The sequence below is a fragment of the Nocardioides sp. Z50_6 genome (assembly GCF_058215755.1).
The window spans coordinates 436896-461990 of sequence record NZ_JBZAJB010000001.1; the positions used below are offsets into that span (position 1 = coordinate 436896).

Genomic DNA, 25095 nt, shown 5'->3' on the forward strand with positions numbered 1-25095 from the left:
TCAGCCGACGGCGAGCTCGGCCAACCGGGCGCGCAGGGCCTCGGGCGGCTCGGTGCTGCGCTGGGTGCGGGGGTCGAAGAAGACCAGGACCACCGCGGCCCGGCTCATCAGCCGGTCGCCGTCGCGGATCTGCGACTCGACGACCATCGAGCGTGAGCCCAGCCGGGTGACCCACGAGCTGACCGTGTAGGGCTCGGCCCGGAAGAGGATCGGCGAGCGGTACTCCACCTGGGTGCGGGCCAGCACCGTCACCACCCCCTGGCCGCTCTCCTCGGTCGCCAGCAGGCCCATCATGGCGATCCGGGCCTCCTGGTAGTACTCCAGGTACTTCACGTTGTTGACGTGCCCGTAGACGTCCACGTCGCTGAAGCGCACCCGGAGGTCGTAGCTGCCCGACGGCTCGGCCTGCGGCGCGTTGCGGCCGAGCAGCGACCCGGCGGCCTCGGCGGGCTCCCAGAAGCGCTCGAGCACCTCGCGCTCGTCCGCGCTCAGCCGGCGGGGACGGTCCTCGGTGAAGACGAACGGGGTGAGCAGCGTGGTGGCCCGGGCATAGGGGGTCCGGATGCCGTCGGCCTCGTCGAAGATCTCGTAGGCCATGGTGAAGCTGGCCGCCCTGATCTCGGTCACCCAGCACTCGATCCGCACCGGCTCCGGCCGCAGCTCGAGCGGGGTCAGGTAGGAGATGTCGTGCTGGGCCACCACCAGCCCCTCCCCCGGCCGCTCCCCGGCCGGGTGGTCCCCGCGGCCGGGCGCATGGGTGCGGAGCATGTCGACCCGGGCCTCCTGGAGGTAGTCGACGTAGACGACGTTGTTGACGTGGTGGAGGACGTCGAGGTCGGCCCAGCGCATCGGGCACTCGTAGAGGTGGCGCACGCTCGCGATGCTCTCATCCGGCCCACCGGGCCGGGACCGGCAGGCTCGGCGCCCAAGGACCCTGGGGCGGGCGCACACTGCCGCGGTGCGCGCCCCCGACGTAGGGTGGGCGCCGTCTTGACGATGAGTACACGAAGAGGAGCTTCCATGCCCGAGGCAGTGATCGTTTCCGCAGCTCGTTCGCCGATCGGCCGGGCCAACAAGGGGTCCCTCAAGGACCTGCGCCCCGACGACCTGGCGGCCACGATCATCAAGGCCGCGCTGGACAAGGTCCCCGCCCTCGACCCCCACACCGTCGACGACACCCTGCTCGGCTGCGGGCTGCCCGGCGGCGAGTCGGGCAACAACATGGGCCGCGTGGTCAACGTCATCAACGGCATGGACGACGTGCCGGGGGCCACGATCACCCGCTACTGCTCCTCCTCGGTGCAGACCACCCGGATGGCCTTCCACGCCATCAAGGCCGGTGAGGGCGACGTCTTCATCTCCGCCGGCGTGGAGACCGTCTCGCGCTTCGCCAAGGGCACCTCCGACCACCTGCCCAACACGGTCAACCCGCTCTTCGACGACGCTCAGAGCCGCACCGCCAAGCTGGCCGAAGGCGGCCACGAGTGGTCCGACCCGCGCGACCAGGGCCTGCTGCCCGACGTCTACATCGCGATGGGCCAGACGGCCGAGAACGTCGCCCGGCTGCGCGGCCTGGACCGCAAGGAGCTCGACGAGTTCGCGGTCCGCTCCCAGAACCTGGCCGAGAAGGCGATCGCCGACGGCTTCTGGGCCCGGGAGATCACCCCGGTCACCACCCCGGACGGCACCGTGGTCACCGCCGACGACGGCCCCCGCGCCGGCGTCACCTACGACGCGCTCGCCGGCCTGCAGCCCGTCTTCCGCCCCGACGGGGTGGTCACCGCCGGCAACTGCTGCGCCCTCAACGACGGCGCCGCCGCCGTGGTGGTCATGAGCGACACCAAGGCCGCCGAGCTCGGCCTCACGCCGCTGGCCCGGATCGTGGCCACGGGCGTCTCGGGCCTCTCCCCCGAGATCATGGGCCTCGGCCCAGTCGAGGCCACCCGGCGCGCCCTGGCCAACGCGGGCATGAGCATCGGCGACATCGACCTGGTCGAGATCAACGAGGCCTTCGCCGCCCAGGTCGTCCCGTCCTACCAGGAGCTGGGCATCGACCTGGACCGCCTCAACGTCAACGGCGGGGCCATCGCCGTCGGTCACCCGTTCGGGATGACCGGGGCCCGGCTCCAGGCCACCATGCTCAACAGCCTGGACTGGCACGACAAGTCCACCGGCCTGATCACCATGTGCGTCGGTGGCGGCCAGGGCATGGCGCTGATCCTCGAGCGCATCTGAGGTACCGACCGCACGCCACGCCCGCCCCAGGAGCCGCCCGGCTCTCGGGGCGGGCGTTGCCGTCCGTTGGACATCGGGGGAGATAGGCTCGTCCCCATGACCGACTCGGGGGCGACCAGGTGGCTCGACGAGCCACAACAACGGGCGTGGCGGGCCCTGATGCTCGGCCACACCCTGCTGCTGGACCGGCTGGACGACGACCTTCGGGAGTCCTTCGACATCTCGCTGGCCGAGTACGAGATCCTCGTCCGCCTCTCCGAGCGCGAGGGCCGTGCCATGCGGATGGCCCAGCTCGCCGACGCCCTGGCCCACAGCCGCAGCCGGGTCACGCACACGATCGCGCGGCTCGAACGCAGCGGCTACGTGGTGCGCGCCGCCTCCCCCGACGACGGTCGTGGCGTCGTCGCGACGCTGACCGACGAGGGGATGGAGCTGCTGCGCAACGCCGCCCACGTCCACGTCACGGGGGTCCGCAACAACCTGGTCGACCTGGTCTCGGACGAGGACTTCCAGGCCGTGGGCCGGGTGATGAACGCGGTCGCCGACCACCTCATCGCCCGCCACCCCGAGATGGAGATGCGCGCCTCCTCCTGAGCCCCTCGGACCCGGGGGCCAGCCTCGTCGGGCTTCGCACCCTGGGGCATCTTCCGGGCGGTCTCCGCGTGGTCCCGCCACCCGCCGCGAGGCGGGGGCCGTTCAGTGGCGAGCGGCCCAGAGGAAGGACCCCGCCGCCAGGCGCTCCAGCACCAGGCCCTGGACGGCCCTCCCCGCGGCGGCGAGCCTCGACTCCTCGTGCTCCGGGTGACTCGTGCCCGACCCCCCTGGTCGTGCGCCCGCGGGTTCAGTCGCGGGTGAGCCGCCGGTGGGTGACCCGGTGCGGTCGCGCCGCCTCGGCACCCAGGCGCTCGATCTTGTTCTCCTCGTAGGAGGCGAAGTTCCCCTCGAACCAGAACCACTTGCCGCCGTCCTCCTCGGTGCCCTCCCACGCGAGGATGTGGGTGGCGACGCGGTCGAGGAACCACCGGTCGTGGGAGGTGACCACGGCACAGCCGGGGAAGTCGAGCAGCGCGTCCTCGAGCGCCGAGAGGGTCTCCACGTCGAGGTCGTTGGTGGGCTCGTCGAGGAGCAGCATGTTGCCGCCCATCTTGAGCGTCAGCGCGAGGTTGAGCCGGTTGCGCTCACCGCCGGACAGGACGCCGGCCTTCTTCTGCTGGTCCGGGCCCTTGAAGCCGAACGACGCCACGTAGGCGCGGCTGTTCATCTCGAAGTTGGCGACCTTGATGAAGTCCAGGCCGTCGGAGACGACCTCCCAGACGTTCTTGTTGGGGTCGATGCCGCCGCGGCTCTGGTCGGCGTAGGAGATCTTCACCGTCTGCCCGACCGTGAGCTTGCCGGAGTCGGGGGTCTCGTCGCCGGTGATCATCCGGAACAGGGTCGTCTTGCCGACGCCGTTGGGGCCGATCACGCCGACGATGCCCGCGCGGGGCAGGGTGAAGCTGATGTCGTTCCACAGCACGCGGTCGTCATAGCCCTTGGTCAGGTGCGAGGCCTCGAGCACCACGTCGCCCAGCCGCGGGCCGGGCGGGATGTTGATGTCGGCGGTGTCGATCTTGCGGGCCTTGTCGGCCTCTGCCGCCAGCTCCTCGTAGCGGGCCAGGCGGGACTTGCTCTTGGTCTGGCGGGCCTTGGCGTTGGAGCGGACCCACTCCAGCTCCTTCTCGAGCATCTTGGCGCGCTTGGCGTCCTTCTGCCCCTCGATCTTGAGCCGTTCCTTCTTGGTCTCCAGGTAGGTGGAGTAGTTGCCCTCGTAGCCGTGGATGGAGCCGCGGTCGACCTCGGCGATCCACTCCGCGACGTTGTCGAGGAAGTACCGGTCGTGGGTGATCGCCAGCACGGCGCCCGGGTAGCTCTTCAGGTGGCCCTCGAGCCACTGCACCGACTCGGCGTCGAGGTGGTTGGTGGGCTCGTCGAGCAGGAGCAGGTCGGGCTGCTGGAGGAGCAGCTTGCAGAGGGCGACGCGACGACGCTCACCACCCGAGAGGTTGTCGACCAGCACGTCCGGCGGCGGGCAGCGCAGCGCGTCCATCGCCTGCTCGAGGCGGCTGTCGACGTCCCAGGCGGCGTGGTCGTCCAGGAACGTCTGCAGCTCCCCGGTCTCGGCCATCAGCGCGTCCTGGTCGGCGTCGGGCTCGCCCATCTCCATGTATGCGTCCTCGAGGCGCTTCATCTTGCTCTTGATCTCGAAGACCGCCTCCTCGACGTTCTCCAGGACCGTCTTGCCCTCGGTCAGCGGCGGCTCCTGCTGGAGCATGCCCACGGTGGCCTCGGGGTCCTTGATGGCATCCCCGTTGTTGGGCTGCTCGAGACCCGCCATGATCTTGAGCAGGGTCGACTTGCCGGCACCGTTGGGTCCGACGACACCGATCTTGGCGCCGTGCAGGAACGAGAGGGTGACGTTGTCAAGGACCACTTTGTCGCCGTGGGCCTTGCGCACGTTGCGCAACGTGAAGACGTACTCAGCCATGCCTGCGACCCTACCTGTGGGACCGCGCCCGCACCGCACCGCCGTCACCGGGTGAGCACCGCACCGCGGCCGGCCCGTCAGGCCGCGGGCTCCCGGCCGGCGGCCGCCCGGTCCTCGCCGTCCGGCTGCGCCCCCGCCTGCTCCTCGGCGGGGGGCGGCTCGGGGTCGGCGCCGTCCGAGGACGGAGCCGCCGACGGGCCGCGCGCGCTTCGCGCGAACGTGCTGGTCCCGCGGGTGAGGTCGTGGCCGACCGAGGCCGCGACCACGACGTAGCGGGAGGAGACGGTGCCGTCCTCGCGCTTCCACACCTCGGCGACCAGCTTGCCGGAGACCACCACCGGGTCACCGGTGCGCACCGAGGCGGCGACGTTGTCGGCCAGGGCCCGCCAGGCCTTCACCGCGTACCAGATGGTCTCCCCGTCCTCCCACACCCCGCCGCGGAACCGCCTCGGAGTGCTGCCGACCCGGAAGGTCGCGACGCGGACGCCGTGGCCGACCTCGCTCAGCGTCACCTCCGAGCCCACCCAGCCGCTGAAGGTGATCGTGCTGTCGTTCATCTGACTCCTCCTCGCCGTCGTCGTCGAGGGCACCGTGCCCAGGACGAGGCTGGCCGCGCCCGCCGGGGAGCGGCGGGCGCGGCGGGAGTCCCTGTGGAGCACGAGCCCGCCGAACCGGGCTGTGGAGGGGCAGCGGCCCGGGGATCGGCGAGGGAGTCAGCGCAGGGCCGTCTCGAGCCCCTCGACCGTCTGTCGGTAGGCCTCGAGCTCGGCCTTGACCGGAGCCAGGACCAGGTCGTCGGAGGCATCGCCGATCGCCCGGCGCAGGCGCTGGTCGGCGACCCTGGCCCGGCGGCGCGCCGTGCCGGCCACCAGGAGGCGGCAGAGCAGGGCCAACAGCAGGCCCAGCCCCAGTCCGCCGAGGAGAAGCAGCGTGGGCAGCGGCCAGCCCTGCCACTGCGGCGTCGGAGGCTCGGGCACCCGGGCATAGCTGGCGAGCGCGAGCAGGCCGAGCCAGGCGGCCCCGACCACCGCGGCCACGATGAGGATCCACTGCAGGACCCGGACCATGCCGGCCCAGACCGGGAGCCGGTCCGCGCCGAGGTCGGTGCCCGACAGCGCCTGGTCGAGACGGTCGCCCAGGTCGGGCAGGCGCGAGACCGAGGCGCGGCGCACCGCGTGCGCCCACGCCGGCTGGAGGTCCTCGGTGACCTCGTCGACCAGGGCGCGCACCTCGGTGTCGACCCGGGCCCGCTGCACCTGGGTGGGCTCGGGGACCGAGCTGCGCGGGGTGCCGCTCAGCTCCTTGCCCACGGAGCCGAGGTCGAGGTGGAGCCGCTTGAGGGGGTCGGGGCGGAAGCGGCTCAGCCAGGCCGTCGCGGGCCAGCCGGTGGCGCGGTTGGCGCGCACCCGGGTCGACGCCTCCACCGCCCGGACGACGGTCGGCACGCCCGCGGCCTCGGCGAAGGAGTCCTCGAGGGCCTCCAGCCGGGTCCGGGAGACCTCGGGGACGGGGGCCTCGCCGGTCACCGTGCGCATCCGCAGCGCCGCGGCCCGGACGTCGGCCTCGAGGCGCTGCTTGGCGACCTTCTTGCTGGCCACCCGGCGGGCGATCTCCTCCCGGAGCTCGGCCATCCCCACGTCTTCGCGGGCGCTGACGCCCAGCACCGGGACGCCGGTGAGGCCGTCGGCGGCCAGCAGCCGGCGGACGTCGCCCAGCATCGCCTCGCGCCGTTCCTCGGGGACCCGGTCGATCTGGTTGAGCACCACGAGCATGACGTCCTGGTGACCGGCCAGCGGGGCGAGGTAGCGCTCGTGGACGGCCGCGTCGGCGTACTTCTGCGGGTCCAGGACCCAGATGAGCATGTCGGCGAGCGCCACCAGCCGGTCGACCTCGAGGTGGTGGCTGACCTCGGTGGAGTCGTGGTCGGGCAGGTCGAGCAGCACGACGCCCTGCATGGCGCTGTCCTCGCGGCCCTGGGAGAGCAGGTTGTCCCGGACCACCTGGTGGCGCTCGGGGATGCCGAGGAACTCCAGCAGCTCCGAGGCGCCCTCGGAGCCCCACACGCAGGCCGTCGCCCAGGAGGTGGTGGGCCGGCGCACGCCGACCGCGCTCAGCTCCAGGCCGGTCAGCGCGTTGAAGGTGGAGGACTTGCCGGACCCGGTGGCGCCCGCGAGCGCCACCACGGTGTGGTCGGCGGAGAGGCGGAGCCGGCGCGCGGCCCGGTCGGCGGCGGAGCCCGCCGCCTCGACCACGTCGTCGTCCAGGCGCCCTAGGCTCGCCTCCACGGCCCGCGAGAGTCCTTCGACCCTCGTGCCGATGTCGGAGCCGCGGGTCACCAGCTTCTTGGCGCCCTCGAGAAGAGACGTCATGGTGTCCTCTGCGCAGATGGTCGGTTGAAGGCCCTCACACTAACCTCCGCACCGGTGCTCACGCCGTCCCGGCACTGGCCTCAGGCTTCGAGGAGCGGGCGAAGCGCAGGTCGTCCACGCGCCGCGCGGCCTGGCGCAACGTCTCCGGCGAGCTGGTGCTGAGCCCGAGCGAGTCGAGCAGGTCGGTGTAGCGGGCCCGCTCCCCGGCGTACATCTCCTCCACCCGGCGCTCCAGGTCCTTGCGGGCGCGCTCGGCCAGGGACCTGACCGCCTGGTCCCCGAAGACCGCCTCCAGCAACTTCTGGCCGAGCACCGCACCGCCCCCGGCGATCCCGGCCTCGGCGCCCACCAGCGCCCCGCCGGTGTGGGCGAAGACGACGACCATGAGCGCCACGGAGAGGCCGTTGACGCCGTAGGCGAGGAAGCGCGCGGTCGTCCGCTTGTCGGCGCCCTCCTGCCGGACCATCTCCAGCACGCCGCCCTGCCAGTCCCGCACCGCCCGCTCCGCCCGGCGGCGGAAGTCGCGCGAGGCGCGACCCAGGTCCTGGTCGGCCTCGCGCAGCAGCGCCTGGCCCGAGGCCAGCGACTGCCAGGAGGCCTCCGCCCGCTCGGCGGCCGCCTCGGCGTGCTCGGTCAGCAGCGTCTCCAGGCCCGACTCCACCGCCACCTGGACCCGCTCCGCCTGCTGGGGCTTGCCCTTGATCGCGTTGACCAGCCGGTCCCGCAGCCACCCGACCCGGGTCTCCAGGGTGCGCAGCAGCTCACCGGTCCCCACGAACTCCTGCCACCGCGCGAGCACCTCGCCGCGCAGCAGGGTGCCGTCGGCCGAGGCCTCCTTGACGGCGGTCAGGCTGGCGGCATAGGCCTTCTCGGCGTCCTCACGGAGCCTGGTCATGGCGTTGACCTGCAGGGTCTCGGCGTCGGCGACCAGGTGGGTACGCCGTGCGACGGTGCGGATGGCGCCCTCCAGGGTCTGGCGCACCACGCCCGCCCGCGCCTCCGCGTCGGCGGCCAGCGACTCCAGCCAGGCCCGGATCTCCGCGACGGACTCGGGGGGCAGCAGCCCCTCGTCGTCGACCGGGCCCTCGTGGACGGTGAAGAGCGGGGAGTCCTTGAGCCCCCGGCTGGCCAGCATCCGGGCCAGGTGGCTGGCCACCGTCTCCACCGCCTCCGGCGGGGTGCGGTCGAGCACGATGGCGACCGCGGCGGAGCGCTCCGCGGCCTCGCGCAGGAACTGCCACGGCACCTGGTCGGCGTAGCGGGCGGCCGAGGTGACGAAGAGCCACAGGTCGGCGGCGGCGAGGAGCTGGGCCGCGAGCGTCCGGTTGGCCTCCTCCACCGAGTCGATGTCGGGGGCGTCGAGCACCGCCAGCCCGGCCGGGACCGTCTCCGACGGCACCAGCTGCAGTGCCGAGGGGTCGTTGGTCGAGGTCGTCACCCGCTCGAGCTCGGGCAGCAGCCGGTCCTGCCCGAACCAGTGCGCGTCGTCGGGGTGGTGCACCAGCACCGGCGACCTCGTCGTGGGCCGCAGCACCCCGGGCTGGGTGACCCGGCGCCCGACCAGCGAGTTGACCAGGGTGGACTTCCCGGCCCCGGTGGAGCCCCCCACCACGGCCAGCATCGGTGCCTCGATGGTCATCAGCCGCGGGATCACGTAGTCCTCGAGCTGGGCGATCATGTCGGCGCGGGCGGCGCGGTGCGCCTCCACGTCGGGCACCTCCAAGGGCAGCGCGGCGCCCTGGAGGGCACCGCGCAGCTGGACCAGCGCGGTGAGCATCTGGGTCGCGTCCGGCGACGGTTCGCCGACCGGGGAGCCGCCGTGGGTCTGGGAGTCGCTCATCGTGTGGGGACCACCTGTCCGGGGAAGGAGACGTAGGGACGGGCGGCGTTCAGTCGACGGACGAAGACCTGCCCTCTGGCCGCGTAACCGGGCGGAGGCGTACCTCGCAGGTAGCGGTGGTGCAGGAAGCCCAGCTCGATCGCGGCCTGCTGATAGTCGCGCATGGCCTGCTCGGCCTCCTCACCGCCCATCCGACTGGCGTGCCGGCGGCTGGCCCGGCGGGCCCCGAGGTCGACGATCCAGTCGATGTCGGAGGCCGGGAGCAGGCCGATCCGGGCGGCGTCCTCCAGCGAGCGGGCCAGCATCCGGCGCTCGGAGCGGCGCAGCCAGACCGCGAAGCAGACGACGGCGACGAAGGCCGGGGCCATCGTGGTCACGTAGACGGCCAGGAAGCCCCCGGTCCCCGTGAGGCTGGAGGCGTTCCACAGACCATGGGAGAGCACGGCCAGCACGTACCCCGCGAACGGGGCGAGCACACGGACGGCCGCGCTGCGGCTCGAGACCGCCACCCCGACGCCGATGCCGATGAAGGCGGTGAAGAGCGGGTGGGCGAAGGGGCTGATCAGGCACCGCAGCACGAAGACCACCGTCAGCGCCTCGGTGCCGCCGGGGCCCATCGCGTCGGTGCCGTCGTAGGCGGCGGCCAGATAGAGGATGTTCTCGACGAAGGCGAAGCCCACGCCGACCATCCCGGCGTAGACGATGCCGTCCAGGACGCCGTCGAGCTCGCCGCGGCGCCACCACAGCAGCAGCAGGAGGAAGAGGCCCTTGGTGGCCTCCTCGGTGACCGGGGCGACCCCGGCGAGCATCTGCGCGTCGTCGAAGCCGCCGAAGAAGCCGCCGAGCCCCTGGAGCAGGATGGCGCCGGCGGTGGCCACGAACGCCCCCCACGCCAGACCGGCGGCCAGCAGCCGCCGGGGCTCGGGCTCGTAGCGGTCGAGCCACAGGAAGCAGGCCAGCAGCGGGCCCACCGGCAGCACCGCCAGCAGGGTGGCCAGGGCCAGGGTGGACGGCGCTCCGGAGAGGGCGATGACCAGCAGCATCGCGGCCGCTCCCACCAGCGCCAACAGCGTCACCACGAGGGTGAACGCGACGCTGCCGCGACCATGGGAAGACATGGGCCGCAGCCTAACGGGACGAACCGGGCGCGGCGTACAGTGATCGTCGTGAGCGAGCAGCCGAGCAGCGAGTCGACCACTCCCCCACGGACCGACCCCGAGGCGGCGCCGGGCACCCAGTCCCACGACCCGGCCGTGCCCGACGCCTACGCCGCCTTCATGCGAACCGGGTGGGCCGACCACGAGCAGCGGGTCGACCGGCACCCCGTGGCCCCGCTCGCGGCGACCCGGCGCGCCCGGCTCGCGGAGGCGTTCCCCGGCGAGCGGCTGGTGCTGCCGGCCGGCACCTTCAAGGTGCGCTCCAACGACACCGACTACCGCTTCCGGCCCGACACCGCCCACACCTACTTCTCCGGGAACCAGACCACCGATGCCGTCCTGGTCGTCCACGACGGCGAGGCCGTGCTCTACGCCCGGCCCCGCTCCTCGCGGGAGACCGACGAGTTCTTCCGCGACCGGCAGTACGGCGCCCTGTGGGCCGGCCGCCGCCCCTCGCTGGGCGAGATGGCGGACTCCCTGGACCTCGAGGTGCGCCACGCCGACGAGCTCCCCGACGCCCTCGCGCGGGGCCCCAAGACCCGGGTCCACCGGGGGATCAGCGCCGAGGTCGACGCGCTGGTGCCGGGCGACGCGACCACCGACGCCGACCTGGCCCGCGTCGTCTCCGAGATGCGCCTGGTCAAGGAGGAGTGGGAGGTCGCCCAGCTCCAGGAGGCCTGCGACATCACCACCTTGGGCTTCGAGGACTCGGTGCGCGAGTGGGACCGGGTGCTCGAGCACGGCGAGCGCTGGATCGAGGGCACCTTCTTCCGCCGGGCCCGGGCGATGGGCAACGACATCGGCTACGACTCGATCGTCGGGGGCGGCTCCCACGCCACGACGCTGCACTGGATCGACAACACCGGCCCGATCGTCCCCGGCGAGCTGGTCCTGCTGGACATGGGCGTGGAGAACCGCAACCTCTACACCGCGGACGTCACCAGGACCCTCCCGGTTTCGGGCACCTTCACCGACCTGCAGCGTGACCTCTACGAGCTGGTGCTCGCCGCCCAGCAGCGCGGCATCGAGGCCGTCCGCCCCGGCGCCGCGTTCCTGGCCGCGCACGAGGCCGCGATGGAGGTGCTCGCCCACGGGCTGGCCGACCTCGGCCTGCTGCCGGTCAGCGCGGAGGAGGCCCTCGACCCGTCGTCCAAGGTCTACGCCCGCTGGACCCTGCACGGCACCTCGCACATGCTCGGCATGGACGTGCACGACTGCGGGCGGGCCGCCCCGGAGGCCTACACCAAGGCCGAGCTCGCCGAGGGGATGGTGCTGACGGTGGAGCCCGGCCTGTACTTCCAGGACGACGACCTGCTGGTCCCCGAGGAGCTGCGCGGCATCGGCATCCGGATCGAGGACGACATCCTGGTCACCGCCGAGGGCAGCCGCAACCTCTCCGCGGCGCTCCCGCGCAGCTCACACGACGTCGAGGAGTGGATGGGCCGGCTCCGGGGCTGAGGCGGCGGGCGCCCCGCCGCCCCCGGCTCCACCACCGCCTGGCCCCTCCAGCCGCCGGAGCCGCCGGAGCAGGCCGAGCGAGATCAGCACCGCGACCGCCATCGCGGAGACCGTCACCGCGAAGGCCGCCGTGTGGCCCCGTTCCGGGCCCACGTGGTCGGCGAGCCGCCCCGCGACGCCCGCGCCCACGGCGTACCCGACGTTGACGGCACTACCCAGCAGGCTCAGGCCCAGGGAGAAGCGTCCAGGCGGCAGGGTGCGCTCGCCCAGGGTGAACGCGCTGATCATGAAGGGCGCGACGCCGAAGCCGAGCGCCAGGACCACCAGGGTCAGCGTGCCCAGCGAGCCGACGGCGAGCAGCGGGACCGCGCCGACCAGCAGGAACACCGCGCAGAGCACCATCCGCCGTTCCTGGGCGAAGGAGGCGGGGAGCAGCGCCGTGCCGAGCCCGGCGATCACGCTGCCGATGCCGAGCGCGGCGTGGACCAGGCCGACCAGGCCGGAGCGGCCGGAGGCGTCGGCCAGCACCGTGGACCCGGTCTGGGTCGCCCCGAACAGCGCCCCCACGCAGAGCAGGGCCACCAGCAGGGCGACGAAGACCGGGGTGAGCACGCGGGCCGGTCGGACGACCTCCGCGGCGTCCGTCCCCTCCTCGGTCGGTCGACCGGCCCCGGGCGCCGACTCCTGCAGCGTCACCGTCTCGACGGCCGGACGGGGCCGGGCCGTCGGGTGCAGGGCGAAGGCGGTGCCGAAGACGAGCAGTCCGACCGCCCCGGTCGCCATCGCGGCGGTGGGCGAGGCGACGGCGACCAGGAGCCCGACCAGCGCCGGGCCGAGCACGAAGGAGGCCTCGTCCGCGGAGCCGTCGTAGGAGAACGCGGTGTTGAGCAGCCGCTCCCGGTGCGGGTCACTCGACCCGATCATCGGCCGCCAGCGCGCCCGGGAGAGCGGACCGACCTGCGGGATCAGCAGCCCGGCCAGTCCGGCCGCGGCGATCAGCGTGGTGCCGCCGGCCCCCTGCTCGCCGGCCAGGACCAGGGCGGCCAGCGCCCCGGCACCGGCCAGGGACTGGCCCAGCACCACCGGGCGCTGGCCGAACCGGTCGGACAGGGCACCCGCGAGCGGGGCCCCGACGGCGTTGGCCACGGCCAGGACACCGGCGGCGAGCCCACCGGCGGCATAGCTGTCGGTGGCGGAGGAGACCAGGAGCAGGGTGCCGAGCTGGCTCATGGAGAGCGGCAGCCGGCCGAGGAAGGCGACGGCCACGTAGGCCGGACCGGCCAGCTCGAGGAGCCGCCGGTAGGAAGCGAGCGGAGACAAGGGGGTGGAGACTTTCGGGTAGGCGCTGACGACGCGCGCCGTACCCACCTCCAAGAACGCGCAGAACCCTCTGCGCCGCACATCGTAGCCGAGAGGCCCGGCGAGGTAGATTCGCCGACGTCATGGACTGTGCCCACTACGACGCCCGGCGGTGTCGCTCCTGCTCCTGGCTGGAGGTGTCCCGACCCGACCAGCTGGCGGCCAAGGCCAGGCACCTGCGCGAGCTGCTGGACCCCTTCGGCGCGAGCGAACCGATCGCGTGGCTGCCCCCGGTGGCGGGCCGGGAGGCCGGGTTCCGCAACAAGGCGAAGATGGTGGTGGCGGGCAGCGTCGCGGCCCCCACCCTGGGCATCCTGGACGAGGACCGGCGCGGCGTCGACCTGCGCGACTGTCCGCTGCACACCCCCGGGCTGCAGGCGGCGCTTCCGGCGCTGGCCGACTTCGTCACCCTCGCCGCGATCGAGCCCTACGACGTGGCCCGGCGGCGCGGGGAGCTCAAGCACCTGCTGGTCACCGAGTCCCCCGACGGCGAGCTGATGGTGCGGTTCGTGCTGCGCTCGCAGGAGCCGGTGGCCCGCATCCGCAAGCACCTCCCGGCGCTGCTCGCGGCGCTGCCCGGCGTGCGCGTCGTCTCGGTCAACCTGCAGCCCGCGCACAAGGCCGTGCTCGAGGGCGAGCGCGAGCTCGTGCTGCACGGGGAGACCCTGGGCATGCGGGTCGGCCACCTGACGCTCCACCTGAGGCCGCAGAGCTTCTTCCAGACCAACACCGAGGTGGCCACGGCGCTCTACCGCCAGGCGACCGACTGGGTCGCCGAGATCGTCCCGGCGCCGGTGGAGATCTGGGACCTGTACTGCGGCGTCGGCGGCTTCGCCCTCCACCTCGCCGGCCCCGGACGGCGGGTGCTCGGTGTCGAGGTCAGCGCCGAGGCGGTGGCCAGCGCCCGGCGTACGAGCCGGGACGCCGGCCTGGGCGAGGTCACCTTCGAGGCCGGCGACGCCACCGCCCACGTGCTCGCCGCCGACCACTCCCCCGACCTGGTGGTCCTCAACCCGCCCCGGCGTGGCATCGGACCGGCCCTCGCCGGCTGGCTGGAGGGCTCGACGGTGCCGCACGTCGTCTACTCCAGCTGTCACGCGGAGTCGTTGGCGCGCGACCTGGCGGCGATGCCCTCGCTGGTCCCGGTGCGGGCCCAGCTGCTCGACATGTTCCCGCACACCTCGCACTACGAGGTGCTGGTGCTGCTGGCCAGGAGGCCCGCACGATGACCCGGCGAGTGCTGGACGAGGAGTACGTCGAGGCGGTGCTCAGCCTGGTCGAGCAGGTGCCGCCGGGGCGGGTCGTCACCTACGGGGCGCTCGCCGACGCCGTGGGCCGGGGCGGTCCACGGCTGGTGGGACGGGTGATGGCGCTGCACGGCGGCGGCGTCCCGTGGTGGCGGGTGGTGCGCGCCGACGGACGGCCCGCCGAGTGCCACGACGGGGCGGCGTGGGAGCTGCTGCGCGCCGAGGGGGTGGCCACCCGCACCCCGGAGCGGGTCGACCTCGAGGTCGCCATGTGGTGGCACGGCGCAGAGTGACCCCCGTCCGGGACCACCTCTTTCCAGAGCACTCGCTCTGCTATCTTCTCCTCGCCCCCACGAACCCGAGGAGATCGCACATGCCCACCCTGACCACCGACGGCCCCGTCTGGACCCTCGACCTCGGCGACGACGAGAACCGCTTCTCCCCCGAGTGGCTCGCCGCCACCTCCGGTCTCCTCGACGAGGTCGCCCGGTCCACCGAGCCGGCCGCGCTGGTCACCATCGGCTCCGGCAAGTTCTTCTCCAACGGTCTCGACCTGGAGTGGCTGGGTGCCCACCCCGAGCAGCTGGGCAGCTACGTGGACAGCATCCACGCGCTCTTCTCCCAGGTCCTCACCCTGCCGGTGCCGACGGTGGCGGCGATCAACGGCCATGCGTTCGGGGGCGGCGCGATGCTGGCGATGGCCCACGACCACCGGGTGATGCGCGCCGACCGGGGCTTCTTCTGCTTCCCCGAGGTCGACATCCACATCCCCTTCACCGCCGGGATGTCCGCCCTGATCACCGCCAAGGTGACCCCGCAGGCCGCGGTGGCCTCGATGCTGACCGGACGCCGCTTCGGCGGCCCCGAGGCGGCGAGCACCGGGCTGGTGGACGCGGCCACCGACCTGCAGTCGCTCGCCGGTGCCGCCGCCGACCTGGTCCGCGACCGGGCCGGCAAGGACCGCGCGACGCTGGGGGCGATCAAGGCGACGATGTACTCCCACGTCGTCGAGGTGCTCGCCCGCCCGCAGGCCTAGGCGGGCGGCGGCGATGGGGCGCCGGCGCGAGCACGACCTGGACACCCTCCTCGACCATGCCCGCGCGCTGTGGACCCGCAAGGGCCGGGACGCCGTCAGCATCCGCAGGCTGAGCGCCGCCTCGGGGGTGAGCAACGGCGCGATCTACCACGCGTTCGGCTCACGCGACGGCCTGCTCGCCAGCACCTGGGCCCGGGAGGGACGCCGTTTCCTGATCCATCAGCGAGCGGCGGTCGCGAAGGTGGTCGCCGAGGGGGGCACGGCGGTCGAGGCGGTCGTCGCGGCGGCCTGCGCGCCGGCCGACTACGCCACGCACGACCAGGACGGCACCCGCCTCCTGCTCTCCGTGCGCCCCGGTGACCTGCTCGACGGGAGCCTCTCCCCCGAGCAGGTCGAGGAGCTCACCACGCTGCGGCGCGACCTCGACGCGCTGGTCCGCGAGCTCGCCGAGCGGCTCTGGGAGCGGACGGACCGCTCCGCCCGGACCACCGTCGGCTACTGCCTCGTCGAGCTCCCGTCCGCCCTGCTCCTGGAGCCGCGCAGGGTGGCGGACCCGCTGGGCCGGGTCGTCCTGGAGCGCGCGGTCCGGGGAGTCGTCTCGGCCCCGCCGCCCTGAGCCAACCCCGTGCGGTCCCGACCACCTCGGCAGGGCCTAGCCTCGGTAGAGTCCCGCTCGGTCGTGGGGGCGGCCGTCCGGTCCGGCACCAGCACGAGAACCCCAGGAGAGACCATGGCTTGGACCCTGCACGGCGACGGTCGCACCGTCGCACCGGACGCCATCGTCCGGCCCGGCGAGCGGCTCACGTGGCCGCGGACCATCGGATTCGGCGCCCAGCACGTGGTGGCGATGTTCGGGGCCACCTTCCTGGTCCCGCTGCTCACCGGCTTCCCGCCCAGCACCACCCTGCTCTTCTCGGGGATCGGCACGCTGCTCTTCCTCCTGCTGACGCGCAACCGGGTGCCGAGCTACCTGGGCTCCTCGTTCGCGTTCATCGCGCCGATCCAGGCCTCGATGACCGAGGGAGGCATGGGCGCCGCGCTCTTCGGCGTGATGGCCACCGGCCTGCTCCTGGCCGCCGTCGGCGTGGTGGTCAACCTGACCGGGACCCGGTGGATCGACGTCCTCATGCCGCCGGTGGTCACGGGCGCCATCATCGCCCTCATCGGCTTCAACCTGGGCGGAGTCGCGACCGGGAACTTCCAGCAGGCCCCGTGGATCGCCACCCTGACGCTGGCCACGATCGTGGTCGTCGCGGTGCTCTTCCGCGGCATGGTCGCCCGCCTCTCGATCCTGATCGGCGTGGTGGTCGGGTACGCCGCGGCCGCCGCGACCGGCCAGATCGACTTCACCCTGGTCCGCGAGGCCAAGCTGTTCGGCCTGCCCGAGCTGACCACCCCCGACGTGACCTGGTCGGTGGTGCCGATGTTCCTGCCGGTGGTGCTGGTGCTGGTCGCCGAGAACGTCGGCCACGTCAAGAGCGTCGCCCACCTGGTCGGGGACGACAGCATCAACGACCGGACCGGGAACGCCCTGCTGGCCGACGGCCTCGCCACCGCCCTGGCAGGTGCCGGCGGCGGCTCCGCGACGACGACGTACGGCGAGAACATCGGGGTGATGACCGCGACCCGGATCTTCTCGACCGCCGCCTACTGGGTGGCCGGCATCGCGGCCATCGCGCTCAGCCTCTCGCCGAAGTTCGGGCAGCTGCTCAAGACCATCCCCGACGGGGTGCTCGGCGGCGTGACCGTGGCGCTGTACGGGCTGATCGGCCTGATCGGCGTCAAGATCTGGATCGACAACCAGGTCGACTTCGGCCGGGCGGTCAACCAGTACCCGGCCGCTGCCGCGCTGATCATCGGCATCGGGGACCTCACCCTCAACGCGGGTGAGATGACCTTCACCGGCATCGCCCTCGGCACCGTGGCGGCCGTCGTGCTCTACCACCTGATGGCCGCCCTGGAGCGGCTGCGCGGGGGGCGGGTGGACGACGGCACCGAGAACCCCGACGAGCCCGACGACCGCCGCTACGTCTGAGCCGCGGCCGTAGCGGTCTCCTCGGACCGCTCGCTCAGCGGCCCGGTCGCAACCGGTACCGGTCCGGCCCCGCCTGCTCCACGTCGTCGTAGGAGGCCACGCCGCGCCCCTGCACCTCCACGCACATGTGCCGGGTCAGCATGGTGACGACGGTGGCGTCGGCGAACCGGCTGCCGCGCCGCCGCACCTCGGCGAGGACGTCGTCGACGTGCACGAGGTCGCGACCGGTGCGCTCCACCAGTGACCGCACCGCCGCCAGCACCTCCGCCCTGGCAGTGCCCTGCGGGGACGGCGCGGCGGCCACCGGCGGCGGCGCCAGCGGCTGCTCGGGCACCCGCACGACGCGGGCGGGCCCCGGCGGCGCCGCCAACGGCTGGTGGGGCGCCCGCAGGGTGTGGGCGGGTCCCGGCGTCGGCGCCGCGGCCGGCTCGGGCCGGGGGCGACCGGTCGTGGACCGCATCTCGGCGGCCAGGGACGTCGAGACGTCGAAGACGTAGAGGGCGAGCCCGTGGACGACGGGCCAGGCTCCCGCACAGGCCACCACCAGCGGCAGCTGCCAGCGCCCGTCGGCCAGGACCCTGGCGGCGCCCGGGGGCAGGTCGTCCAGGGCGGCGCGGTCCAGCAGGGAGCGCACCCCGGCCCGCCCGGGCCAGACGAGGCCCCGACGGGTGGCCACGCTCTCCAGGTGACGCATCCGCTCGCTGGCCAGCACCTGCACGACCCACCTGCGGCGGGCCGGCACCGCCCCGATCCGGAGGAGGTCGCGCACCAGCACCCCCATCGCGTGGCTGTCCTGCCCCTCGGCGTCCCAGGGGAGCCTCAGGTCGACCACCGTGCCGCCGGGACCGTCGACCAGGAGGTCGGCGATCGGGCCGCTCCATCCGTCGGCGCCGGCGACGGGCAGGTCGAGCGCCATCCTGGAGGGCGCGACCCCGACTGCCTGGAGGGCCAGCACGGTGGCCAGCCGGACCGTGTCCCGGGTGACCAGGTGGCCGCGCCCCGCGCCCAGATGGCCGCCGAGCGTCGTGGCCACCTGGCTCCACACCAGAGGCCAGTCGACCGTGGCGTCCGGCTCGTCCATCCTGCCCCCTCCGGCCGCTCAGGCCAGCTCCTCCAGGAGCGCCGGCACCTCCCGCGGCAGCTCTCGCGCGAGGAAGCCTACGGCTCCCTGGGCCCGCGCGAGGCGTTCGCCCGCCCTGGCGTGCAGGTGTGCCCCCCACAAGGCCGCCAGCCACGGCTCGGCGCCCCGGGCCAGGAGCCCGCAGACGAGGCCCGCCTGGACGTCGCCGGAACCGGAGACACCCAGCCCCGGGCCGCCCCCCGGGACCACCCACACCTCGAGATCGGGAGTGACCACGTGCTTGTCGGTGCCGCCGCAGAGCACCACCACCTGGGAGTCCCGGGCGACCTGGCACGCGGCCGGGACCGGGTCGGCGGCGACCTCCTCCTCGTCGCCGCCGACGGTGCGGGCCAGCTCCGTGGGGTTCACCGTGAGCACCGCCCGCCGCTGGAGGTGGTGGAGCCCCTCGGGCGTGCGGGTCAGGAAGGCAGAGCCCAGCGCGTCGAGCACGACCGGCCCCCGCAGCCTTGGCACCAGCGAGGCGAGCAGGGAGGCGGCAGCCTCCACCTCACATGCCCCGGTGCCCAGCAGCACCGCGTCGCAGCCCCCGGCCAGGTCGGCGATCGCGGCGGCCGCGACGGCTGAGATCTCGCCGTCGAGCTCCGCCAGGGCCCGCACGGCGCCCTCCGGCACCGCGACCGCCAGCGCCGCCGCAGTACTCGCGACGGTGCCGATCTGGAGCTTGCCCGCCCCGGCCCGCAGCGCGGCCTCCCCGGCCAGCAGCACGGCGCCGGGGGTGGCCGCGCTCCCGCCGACCACCAGGACCTGGCCTCGGGCGTGCTTGTCGTCCCCGGGGGCGGGGAGCGGGTGGTCGCGCAGGAACGCCGGTGCGAGGAGCCGCGGCTCAGGCCCGCCCATCGCCGCGCCCCGCCTGCGAGGGCTCATGGGTGACGTCGGCCCCGGGCGCGGCATCGAGGGCACGGGTGTCGGCGAAGCCGACCAGCTCCAGCAGGTCGCCGTCGCGGCGGTAGCGGGTCATCGAGGCGTTCGGGATCTGCACCCGGCGGTCGATCTCGAGCAGGTCCTGCTCGGAGATCCCCTCCAGCACGTAGCGGAAGGTCATGATCACCGCCTGGTGGGTGAAGAGCCACACGCGCGCGCCGTCGTACCCCTCGCGCAGGTCGTGGAGGAGGCTGCGCACCCGCAGCGCCACGTCCGCCCAGCTCTCCCCGCTGGGCGGCTGGTAGTAGAACTTGCCCAGCCTGTCGCGCCGCACCGTCTCCTCCGGGTGCCTGGCCCGGATGCCCTTGCCGGTCATCCCGTCGAAGAGACCCAGGTCGCGCTCGCGCAGCCGCTCGTCCAGGACCAGCTCGATGTCCGTGCCGTCCAGGGTCAGCCGTGCCGTCTCGGCGGCCCGCCGGTAGGGCGAGCTGATCGCGACGGTGGGCAGCCCGTCGGAGGCCTGGTCGCGCAGCCAGTCGCCCAGGGCCCGTGCCTGCGCCGACCCGTCGTCGGAGAGCTCGACGTCGGCGTCGCGCATCTCCAGGTCGAGCACCTCCGCCCCGGCCTCGCGCGCCTGCTGGTCGGCGAGGTTGCCGACACTGTGCCCGTGCCTGACCAGGGTCAGCTCCGCCGGTCCGCCCGGCATCCGTGGTCGCATCGATCCTCCCGTCGTCGCCACGCGAGTACCCCGGAGTCCCCGGGGCGATGCACGACGGGGAATGGAGCCGGCCACGGGCGGGTTGTCACCTGCGTGCGCACCAGGACGAACGTCGAGGGAGAGCTGCTGACGCGGCGCCTGTTCATCGACCTCGTCCGCGCCCAGGGCACCCGCTGTCGCTGACCTCTCGACGCCCACCCCGCGAGCGCGCGTCCCAGCCGCCCCGCTCGCTCCCCCGGTCGGCGCGACGCCTCGCGCCGCCGTCCCACGAAAGGTCATCTCGATGAGCACCCACTCCACCGCCGCCACCGCGGCCCCCGACCGGCAGGAGCGACCGCGGCGCCGCTGGCTGCCCTCCTTCGGCACCCAGGTCCTGATCGGCCTGGTCCTCGGCGTCGTGCTCGGCCTCGCCGCCCGGTCGATGGGTCCGGACTCCGTCGACGCCGCCGGCGTCGCCGACCCCAACTGGCTGACCGAGACGCTGACCCAGGTGGGCGGCATCTTCGTCACCCTGCTCCGCGCCATCGTCCCCGCCCTGGTCTTCCTGGCCATCGTGGCCTCCATCGCCAACCTGCGCGACGTCACCGGCGCCGCCAGGCTGGCCTGGAAGACGCTGGCGTGGTTCGCCGCGACCGCCCTGCTCGCGGTCGGCATCGGCATCGCCCTGGGCCTGCTGCTCGAGCCCGGACGCAACACCTCGGTCTCCGCCGCCGCGGCCGCTGAGCCCTCCAGCACCGGCTCGTGGCTGGACTTCCTCAACGGCCTGGTGCCCGCCAACCTCCTCGGGCTCCAGGCCAGCGCCGGGGACGACGGCAGCGTCAGCCTCTCCTTCAACGTGCTGCAGATCCTGGTGACGGCGATCGCCGTCGGCATCGCGGCCCTCAAGGTCGGCCCCGCCGCCGACCCCTTCCTCGGCTTCGTCCGCTCCGCCCTCGCGGTCGTCCAGAAGGTGCTGTGGTGGGTCATCCTGCTCGCCCCGGTCGCGACCGTCGGCCTGCTGGGCCGGGCCGTGGCCACCTACGGCTGGGACGCCCTGGGCTCGCTGGGCACCTTCACCGCCGCGATCTACCTGGGCCTGGCCCTGGTGCTCTTCGTCGTCTACCCGGTGCTGCTGCGGGCCAACGGGCTCTCGGTGCGCCAGTTCTTCTCCGGTGCCTGGCCGGCCATCTCGCTGGGCTTCGTCTCGCGCTCCTCGGTGGGCACCATGCCGGTGACCCAGGCGGTCACCGAGCGCAACCTCGGGGTCCCGCGCGCCTACAGCTCCTTCGCGGTGCCGCTGGGCGCGACCACCAAGATGGACGGCTGCGCCTCGATCTATCCCGCGATCGCCGCGATCTTCGTCGCCCAGTTCTTCGGCGTCGACCTCGCGCTGACCGACTACCTGCTGATCGCCTTCGTCTCGGTGATCGGCTCCGCGGCCACCGCCGGCGTCACCGGGGCGACCGTGATGCTGACCCTGACGCTGTCCACCCTCGGGCTGCCGCTGGAGGGCGTGGGGCTGCTGCTGGCGATCGACCCCATCCTCGACATGGGCCGCACCGCCACCAACGTGGCCGGCCAGGCCCTGGTCCCGACGCTGGTCGCCAAGCGCGAGGGCATCCTCGACCTGGCGGCCTACTCCGCGAGCCGCGAGGGCCGCGCCTGGCGCGAGGAGGAGGTCGACCTGGTGCCGACCGACGCCGGCTCCCCGGAGGTCGGGCGCCCCGCGCCGCAGCAGGCCGTCACGGCCTGACCTGCCCGGCGTCGCCGGCCGCGGTGGGGCGTCCCTCGGGCACCTTGGTGACCAGGGTCAGCACCACCGCGGCCAGCGCCACCACCCCGATCGTGGTGTAGGCGGTGGTGTAGGACAGGTCGTCGCCGATCAGGGCGGAGGCCAGCAACGGCCCGAAGACCCCGCCGATGCTCCAGCCGATCAGCATCAGGCCGTAGATCGCCCCGGCGTTGCGGACGCCGAAGAAGTCGCCCGCCGTGGCCGGCATCGTCCCGAAGGCGCCGCCGTAGCAGAGGTAGATCACGGCGGCCAGGACGAAGAAGAGGGCAGGGCTCTCCGCGTGCGGGATGGCGATCAGGCAGAGCCCCGAGAGCCCCAGCATCGCCGCGAAGGACCTCATCCGGCCGAGCTTGTCGGAGGCGGCGGCCCAGACGACGCGGCCCGCCCCGTTGAAGACGGCCAGCACGCCGACCACGGTGGCGGCCGCGGCGGCGGAGTAGCCGGCGATGTCCGAGGCGCTGGCGGCCGCCTGGGAGATCAGCGAGATCCCGGCCGCCACGTTGAGGGTGAGGATCGCGGTCAGCAGGTACCACTGCGGGGTCCGCAGCGCCTCGCCCTGGGTGTAGTCGTGCACCTGGGCCCCCGAGCCGGTGGCCGCGGTCGCCGGCTGGCCGCCGACGGTGTAGCCCTCGGGAGGGTTCTTGAAGAGCGAGGCGCCCAGCACCGACATCACCAGGTAGGCGATCCCCAGCGGGATGAACGCCTTGGTCGGCACGTCGGGGTCGCGGTCGATGAGCCAGTTGGCCACCGGCGAGGTGAGCACCGCGCCGAAGCCGAAGCCCCCCACCGCGAGCCCGGTGATCAGCCCGCGCTTGTCGGGGAACCACTTCTGCAGCATCGCGATCGGGACGATGTAGGCGACCCCGAGACCGAAGCCGCTGATCACGCCGTAGCCCAGCACCACCAGCCAGAAGCTGTCGGCGTCCCGGGCGAAGCCCGCCAGCAGCACGCCGAGGCCGTAGATCACCCCGCCGGCCATGGCCACGATCCGGGGCCCGCGCCGGTCCTGGATGCGTCCGCCGACGTAGGTGCCGACGAAGATCATCCCGATGGTGACCTCGAAGGGGATGGCCGCCTGGACCTTGCTCAGCTCGAAGGCGTCGGCCTCCTGGAGCGCCTTGGAGAAGACGCTCCACGCGTAGACCGCCCCGATGGAGAACTGCAGCAGCAGGCCGGCGGCGACCAGCAGCCACCGGTTGGTGGATCCGGAGGGACTGGTGCGGTCTGGCTGCGTGCTGGACATCGCGACACCTCACTGCTCGAAACGGACGGGTCCCTCGCGTTCCAGTCGCTCCCGCTGCGGGACGACCGTGTACTTCGGGTCGTTGGCCGAGGCGATGCCCGCCTCGAAGACGCCGAACCGGGTGCAGGCCGAGCCGGCCATCAACGCGGTGCCCGACAGGACGCCGAGCAGCCGGCTGCGCCCGCTCAGCGCCGCCCCGACGGCGCCGGCCGCGGTGAGCACCTTGGAGGCCCGCATCAGCCGCCCGGCCCGGCCCTCGTGCAGCGGCTCGGCGGTGAGGCCCATGGACTGCTCCATCCGGTGCTCGGCGACCAGCTCGAGCAGCGCGCCCCCCACGGCCAGCCGGCGGACCGGCCCGGTCTCGCGCCGCGGCGCCCCGACCAGCCCGAGCCCGGCCGAGGAGGCGGCCGCCGAGCCGACGAAGACGAACGGCAGCTCGCGGTAGGAGTCGTGCCACGTCGGGGTCGCGGTGTCGGAGAGCAGCACGGCGGTGTAGGCCGCCAGTGGCGGCCCGAAGAGGGCCGCCCAGAGGCCGGCGGGCCGGTCGGCGAAGGAGACCAGCCGCGAGGCGACACCCAGCACCCCGGTGCGTCGACTCGTCGGCAGCAGGTCGAGCAGCTCGGCGATCCCGGCGATCCCGGCGCCGGGGGCGAAGCCGGTGAGGATCCAGGTACCCACCGACATCGGCGAGGTCAGCTTCGCCACCCGGAGCATGTTGACGAAGCGCGACGGCTTGCCCAGGTCGTGGACGAGGGCAGCCCCGGAGAAGGCCACCGCACCGAGCGCACCCAGCCGGGCAGTCCGGCGCAGGTGGGGGCGCCCGGTGAGGTCGGCACCTGCCGCCACGAGCGCCGACCCGGCGGCCAGGCCGCCGGAGAACAGGTAGGCCGGGATGTCGGCCTCCCACGGGGCCGCCTTGACGATCGGCCGGCCGTAGTAGGAGGTGAAGTCGGCGTCCGGGACCACCTGCTCGACGCCGGGGCCGTGCTTGCGCCGCCCGCCCGGTCGCCGGGGACGGCGCCCGCCGCCCGACCCGATCACCGCCGTGGTCTGCCGCTCGTCGTCGGGGCGGGCACCCTCGGGACCGGTCACGGTGTGCCGCCCCGGCTCGGCGCGCCCGCCCTGGTCGGACGGTCCGCCGGTCACGGCCGCCTCCCCAGGAAGGCCGCGGCGGCGCCCACCAGGAGCACCCCGGCGGCCGCCGAGGCGCGCCGGAACATGTGCGGCAGGTCCGCCGTGGTCACCACCGGGTCCGGCGGGAAGCCGTAGACCTCGGGCTCGTCGAGCAGGAGGAAGATCGAGCCCGTCCCGCCGACCCCGTCGTGCGGGTCGTTGCCGTAGAGGCGGGCGTCCATCACCCCGGCCTCGTGGAGCTGGGCCACCCGGGCGCTCGCCCGCTCGCGCAGCTCCTCGACGTCGCCGAACTGGATCGACTGGGTGGGACACGACTGCGCGCAGGCCGGGGTCTGGCCGGCTCCGAGCCGGTCGTAGCACAGGGTGCACTTCTGGGCGATCCCGACGTTCTTGGCACCGTCGGGCCCCTTGCGGCGGTCGATCACCCCGTAGGGGCACGCCGGCACGCAGTAGCCGCAGCCGTTGCAGATGTCGTCCTGCACGACCACGGTGCCGAACTCGCTGCGGAAGAGCGAGCCGGTCGGGCAGACGTCGAGGCAGGCGGCGTGGGTGCAGTGCTTGCAGACGTCGGAGGACATCAGCCAGCGGAAGTCGGGCTTCTCCCCCTCCTCGGCCTCCACCCGGTCGGCGACGGCCCCGGCGGTGTCGGTGGGCCGGACCGTCGGCATCCCCAGGTCGGCCACCTCGGCCGGACGCAGGCCCGGGTCCTGCGAGCCCAGCCTCTTCGGCTGCTCGATGAAGGCGACGTGGCGCCACTGGTTGGCGTTGAGGGAGTGGCTGTTGTCGTAGGAGGTGGCCGTCATGTCGAAGTGGTCGGCCGGAACGTCGTTCCACTCCTTGCAGGCGACCTCGCAGGCCTTGCACCCGATGCAGATGCTGGTGTCGGTGAAGAACCCCTTCCGCTTCGGGTGGTCGCCCGGATAGCCGGCGTTGGCCGTGGGGTTCACCGGCCCGGACAGACTGTTCC

At 73.6% G+C, this 25095-nt stretch carries 22 protein-coding genes; 9 read left to right on the top strand and 13 right to left on the bottom strand.

Annotated elements, in window-relative coordinates; all coding sequences use genetic code 11:
* Entirely contained in the window at positions 1-873 is an 873-nt protein-coding gene (locus tag AC4BGE_RS02080; RefSeq protein WP_490574193.1) for an acyl-CoA thioesterase, read from the bottom strand.
* A gap of 147 nt (positions 874-1020) precedes the next feature.
* Between AC4BGE_RS02080 and AC4BGE_RS02085 the strand changes: the two genes are divergently transcribed.
* Positions 1021-2235: an acetyl-CoA C-acetyltransferase gene (locus AC4BGE_RS02085; protein WP_490569739.1), complete on the top strand. Its 1215-nt coding sequence runs from the start codon at positions 1021-1023 to the stop codon at positions 2233-2235.
* 96 nt (positions 2236-2331) lie between these two features.
* Positions 2332-2829 carry a MarR family winged helix-turn-helix transcriptional regulator gene (locus AC4BGE_RS02090; RefSeq protein ID WP_490574194.1) on the top strand — a complete coding sequence of 166 codons (498 nt, stop codon included), beginning with the start codon at positions 2332-2334 and terminating at the stop codon, positions 2827-2829.
* Positions 2830-3076: 247 nt separating this feature from the next.
* On the opposite strand, the gene ettA is transcribed toward AC4BGE_RS02090, so the two are convergent.
* From ettA to AC4BGE_RS02115, 5 genes are all read right to left on the bottom strand, one after another.
* Positions 3077-4759 carry an energy-dependent translational throttle protein EttA gene (gene ettA, locus AC4BGE_RS02095; protein ID WP_490569737.1) on the bottom strand — a complete coding sequence of 561 codons (1683 nt, stop codon included), beginning with the start codon at positions 4757-4759 and terminating at the stop codon, positions 3077-3079.
* A 77-nt stretch (positions 4760-4836) separates the two neighbouring features.
* Positions 4837-5316 (bottom strand): single-stranded DNA-binding protein, encoded by a 480-nt coding sequence (locus AC4BGE_RS02100; RefSeq protein WP_490574195.1) that lies wholly within the window; start codon positions 5314-5316, stop codon positions 4837-4839.
* Between the two features lie 156 nt (positions 5317-5472).
* A complete protein-coding gene (locus AC4BGE_RS02105; protein ID WP_490574196.1) occupies positions 5473-7128 on the bottom strand; it encodes a GTPase in 1656 nt (551 codons plus the stop codon).
* A 58-nt stretch (positions 7129-7186) separates the two neighbouring features.
* Complete coding sequence (locus AC4BGE_RS02110) at positions 7187-8968, bottom strand: dynamin family protein (RefSeq protein ID WP_490574197.1); 1782 nt, start codon at positions 8966-8968, stop codon at positions 7187-7189.
* Entirely contained in the window at positions 8965-10086 is a 1122-nt protein-coding gene (locus AC4BGE_RS02115; protein WP_490569733.1) for a PrsW family intramembrane metalloprotease, read from the bottom strand. The genes AC4BGE_RS02110 and AC4BGE_RS02115 overlap by 4 nt, the downstream gene beginning before the upstream one ends.
* Positions 10087-10134: 48 nt before the next feature.
* Between AC4BGE_RS02115 and AC4BGE_RS02120 the strand changes: the two genes are divergently transcribed.
* Complete coding sequence (locus AC4BGE_RS02120; protein WP_490569732.1) at positions 10135-11583, top strand: aminopeptidase P family protein; 1449 nt, start codon at positions 10135-10137, stop codon at positions 11581-11583.
* Here the strand turns inward: AC4BGE_RS02120 and AC4BGE_RS02125 are convergent.
* A complete protein-coding gene (locus tag AC4BGE_RS02125) occupies positions 11542-12903 on the bottom strand; it encodes an MFS transporter (protein WP_490574198.1) in 1362 nt (453 codons plus the stop codon). The two genes, AC4BGE_RS02120 and AC4BGE_RS02125, sit on opposite strands and share 42 nt — an antisense overlap.
* 122 nt (positions 12904-13025) lie before the next feature.
* On the opposite strand from AC4BGE_RS02125, the gene rlmC reads away from it, so the two are divergent.
* The 5 genes from rlmC to AC4BGE_RS02150 all read left to right on the top strand — a co-directional run bounded on the left by rlmC (position 13026) and on the right by AC4BGE_RS02150 (position 17260).
* The gene (gene rlmC / locus AC4BGE_RS02130) at positions 13026-14171 is read left to right on the top strand and encodes a 23S rRNA (uracil(747)-C(5))-methyltransferase RlmC (protein WP_490574199.1); all 1146 of its coding nucleotides are present in this window, start codon (positions 13026-13028) and stop codon (positions 14169-14171) included.
* Entirely contained in the window at positions 14168-14482 is a 315-nt protein-coding gene (locus tag AC4BGE_RS02135) for an MGMT family protein (protein WP_490574200.1), read from the top strand. The genes rlmC and AC4BGE_RS02135 overlap by 4 nt, the downstream gene beginning before the upstream one ends.
* 80 nt (positions 14483-14562) lie before the next feature.
* Positions 14563-15225: an enoyl-CoA hydratase-related protein gene (locus tag AC4BGE_RS02140; RefSeq protein WP_490574201.1), complete on the top strand. Its 663-nt coding sequence runs from the start codon at positions 14563-14565 to the stop codon at positions 15223-15225.
* A gap of 13 nt (positions 15226-15238) precedes the next feature.
* A complete protein-coding gene (locus tag AC4BGE_RS02145) occupies positions 15239-15841 on the top strand; it encodes a TetR family transcriptional regulator (RefSeq protein ID WP_490574202.1) in 603 nt (200 codons plus the stop codon).
* A 114-nt stretch (positions 15842-15955) separates the two neighbouring features.
* On the top strand, positions 15956-17260 hold the full coding sequence (locus tag AC4BGE_RS02150) for a uracil-xanthine permease family protein (RefSeq protein WP_490569726.1): 1305 nt from the start codon (positions 15956-15958) through the stop codon (positions 17258-17260).
* Positions 17261-17294: 34 nt separating this feature from the next.
* Here the strand turns inward: AC4BGE_RS02150 and AC4BGE_RS02155 are convergent, their stop codons facing one another.
* The 3 genes from AC4BGE_RS02155 to AC4BGE_RS02165 are packed head-to-tail and all read right to left on the bottom strand — an operon-like array spanning position 17295 to position 19968.
* Positions 17295-18341: a hypothetical protein gene (locus tag AC4BGE_RS02155; protein WP_490574203.1), complete on the bottom strand. Its 1047-nt coding sequence runs from the start codon at positions 18339-18341 to the stop codon at positions 17295-17297.
* An 18-nt stretch (positions 18342-18359) separates the two neighbouring features.
* Positions 18360-19265, bottom strand: coding sequence for an NAD(P)H-hydrate dehydratase (locus tag AC4BGE_RS02160; RefSeq protein WP_490574204.1), 906 nt, complete (start codon positions 19263-19265; stop codon positions 18360-18362).
* Complete coding sequence (locus AC4BGE_RS02165; RefSeq protein ID WP_490569723.1) at positions 19225-19968, bottom strand: histidine phosphatase family protein; 744 nt, start codon at positions 19966-19968, stop codon at positions 19225-19227. Before AC4BGE_RS02165 ends, AC4BGE_RS02160 begins: the two co-directional genes overlap by 41 nt.
* Positions 19969-20263: 295 nt before the next feature.
* Between AC4BGE_RS02165 and AC4BGE_RS02170 the strand changes: the two genes are divergently transcribed.
* A complete protein-coding gene (locus tag AC4BGE_RS02170) occupies positions 20264-21712 on the top strand; it encodes a dicarboxylate/amino acid:cation symporter (protein ID WP_490574205.1) in 1449 nt (482 codons plus the stop codon).
* On the opposite strand, the gene AC4BGE_RS02175 is transcribed toward AC4BGE_RS02170, so the two are convergent.
* The 3 genes from AC4BGE_RS02175 to AC4BGE_RS02185 are packed head-to-tail and all read right to left on the bottom strand — an operon-like array spanning position 21702 to position 25075.
* Positions 21702-22994: an L-lactate MFS transporter gene (locus AC4BGE_RS02175; protein ID WP_490574206.1), complete on the bottom strand. Its 1293-nt coding sequence runs from the start codon at positions 22992-22994 to the stop codon at positions 21702-21704. The genes AC4BGE_RS02170 and AC4BGE_RS02175 overlap by 11 nt on opposite strands.
* Before the next feature lie 9 nt (positions 22995-23003).
* The gene (nrfD, locus tag AC4BGE_RS02180; protein ID WP_490574207.1) at positions 23004-24140 is read right to left on the bottom strand and encodes an NrfD/PsrC family molybdoenzyme membrane anchor subunit; all 1137 of its coding nucleotides are present in this window, start codon (positions 24138-24140) and stop codon (positions 23004-23006) included.
* The gene (locus AC4BGE_RS02185; protein WP_490569719.1) at positions 24137-25075 is read right to left on the bottom strand and encodes a 4Fe-4S dicluster domain-containing protein; all 939 of its coding nucleotides are present in this window, start codon (positions 25073-25075) and stop codon (positions 24137-24139) included. The genes nrfD and AC4BGE_RS02185 overlap by 4 nt, the downstream gene beginning before the upstream one ends.
* Between the last annotated feature and the right edge of the window lie 20 nt (positions 25076-25095).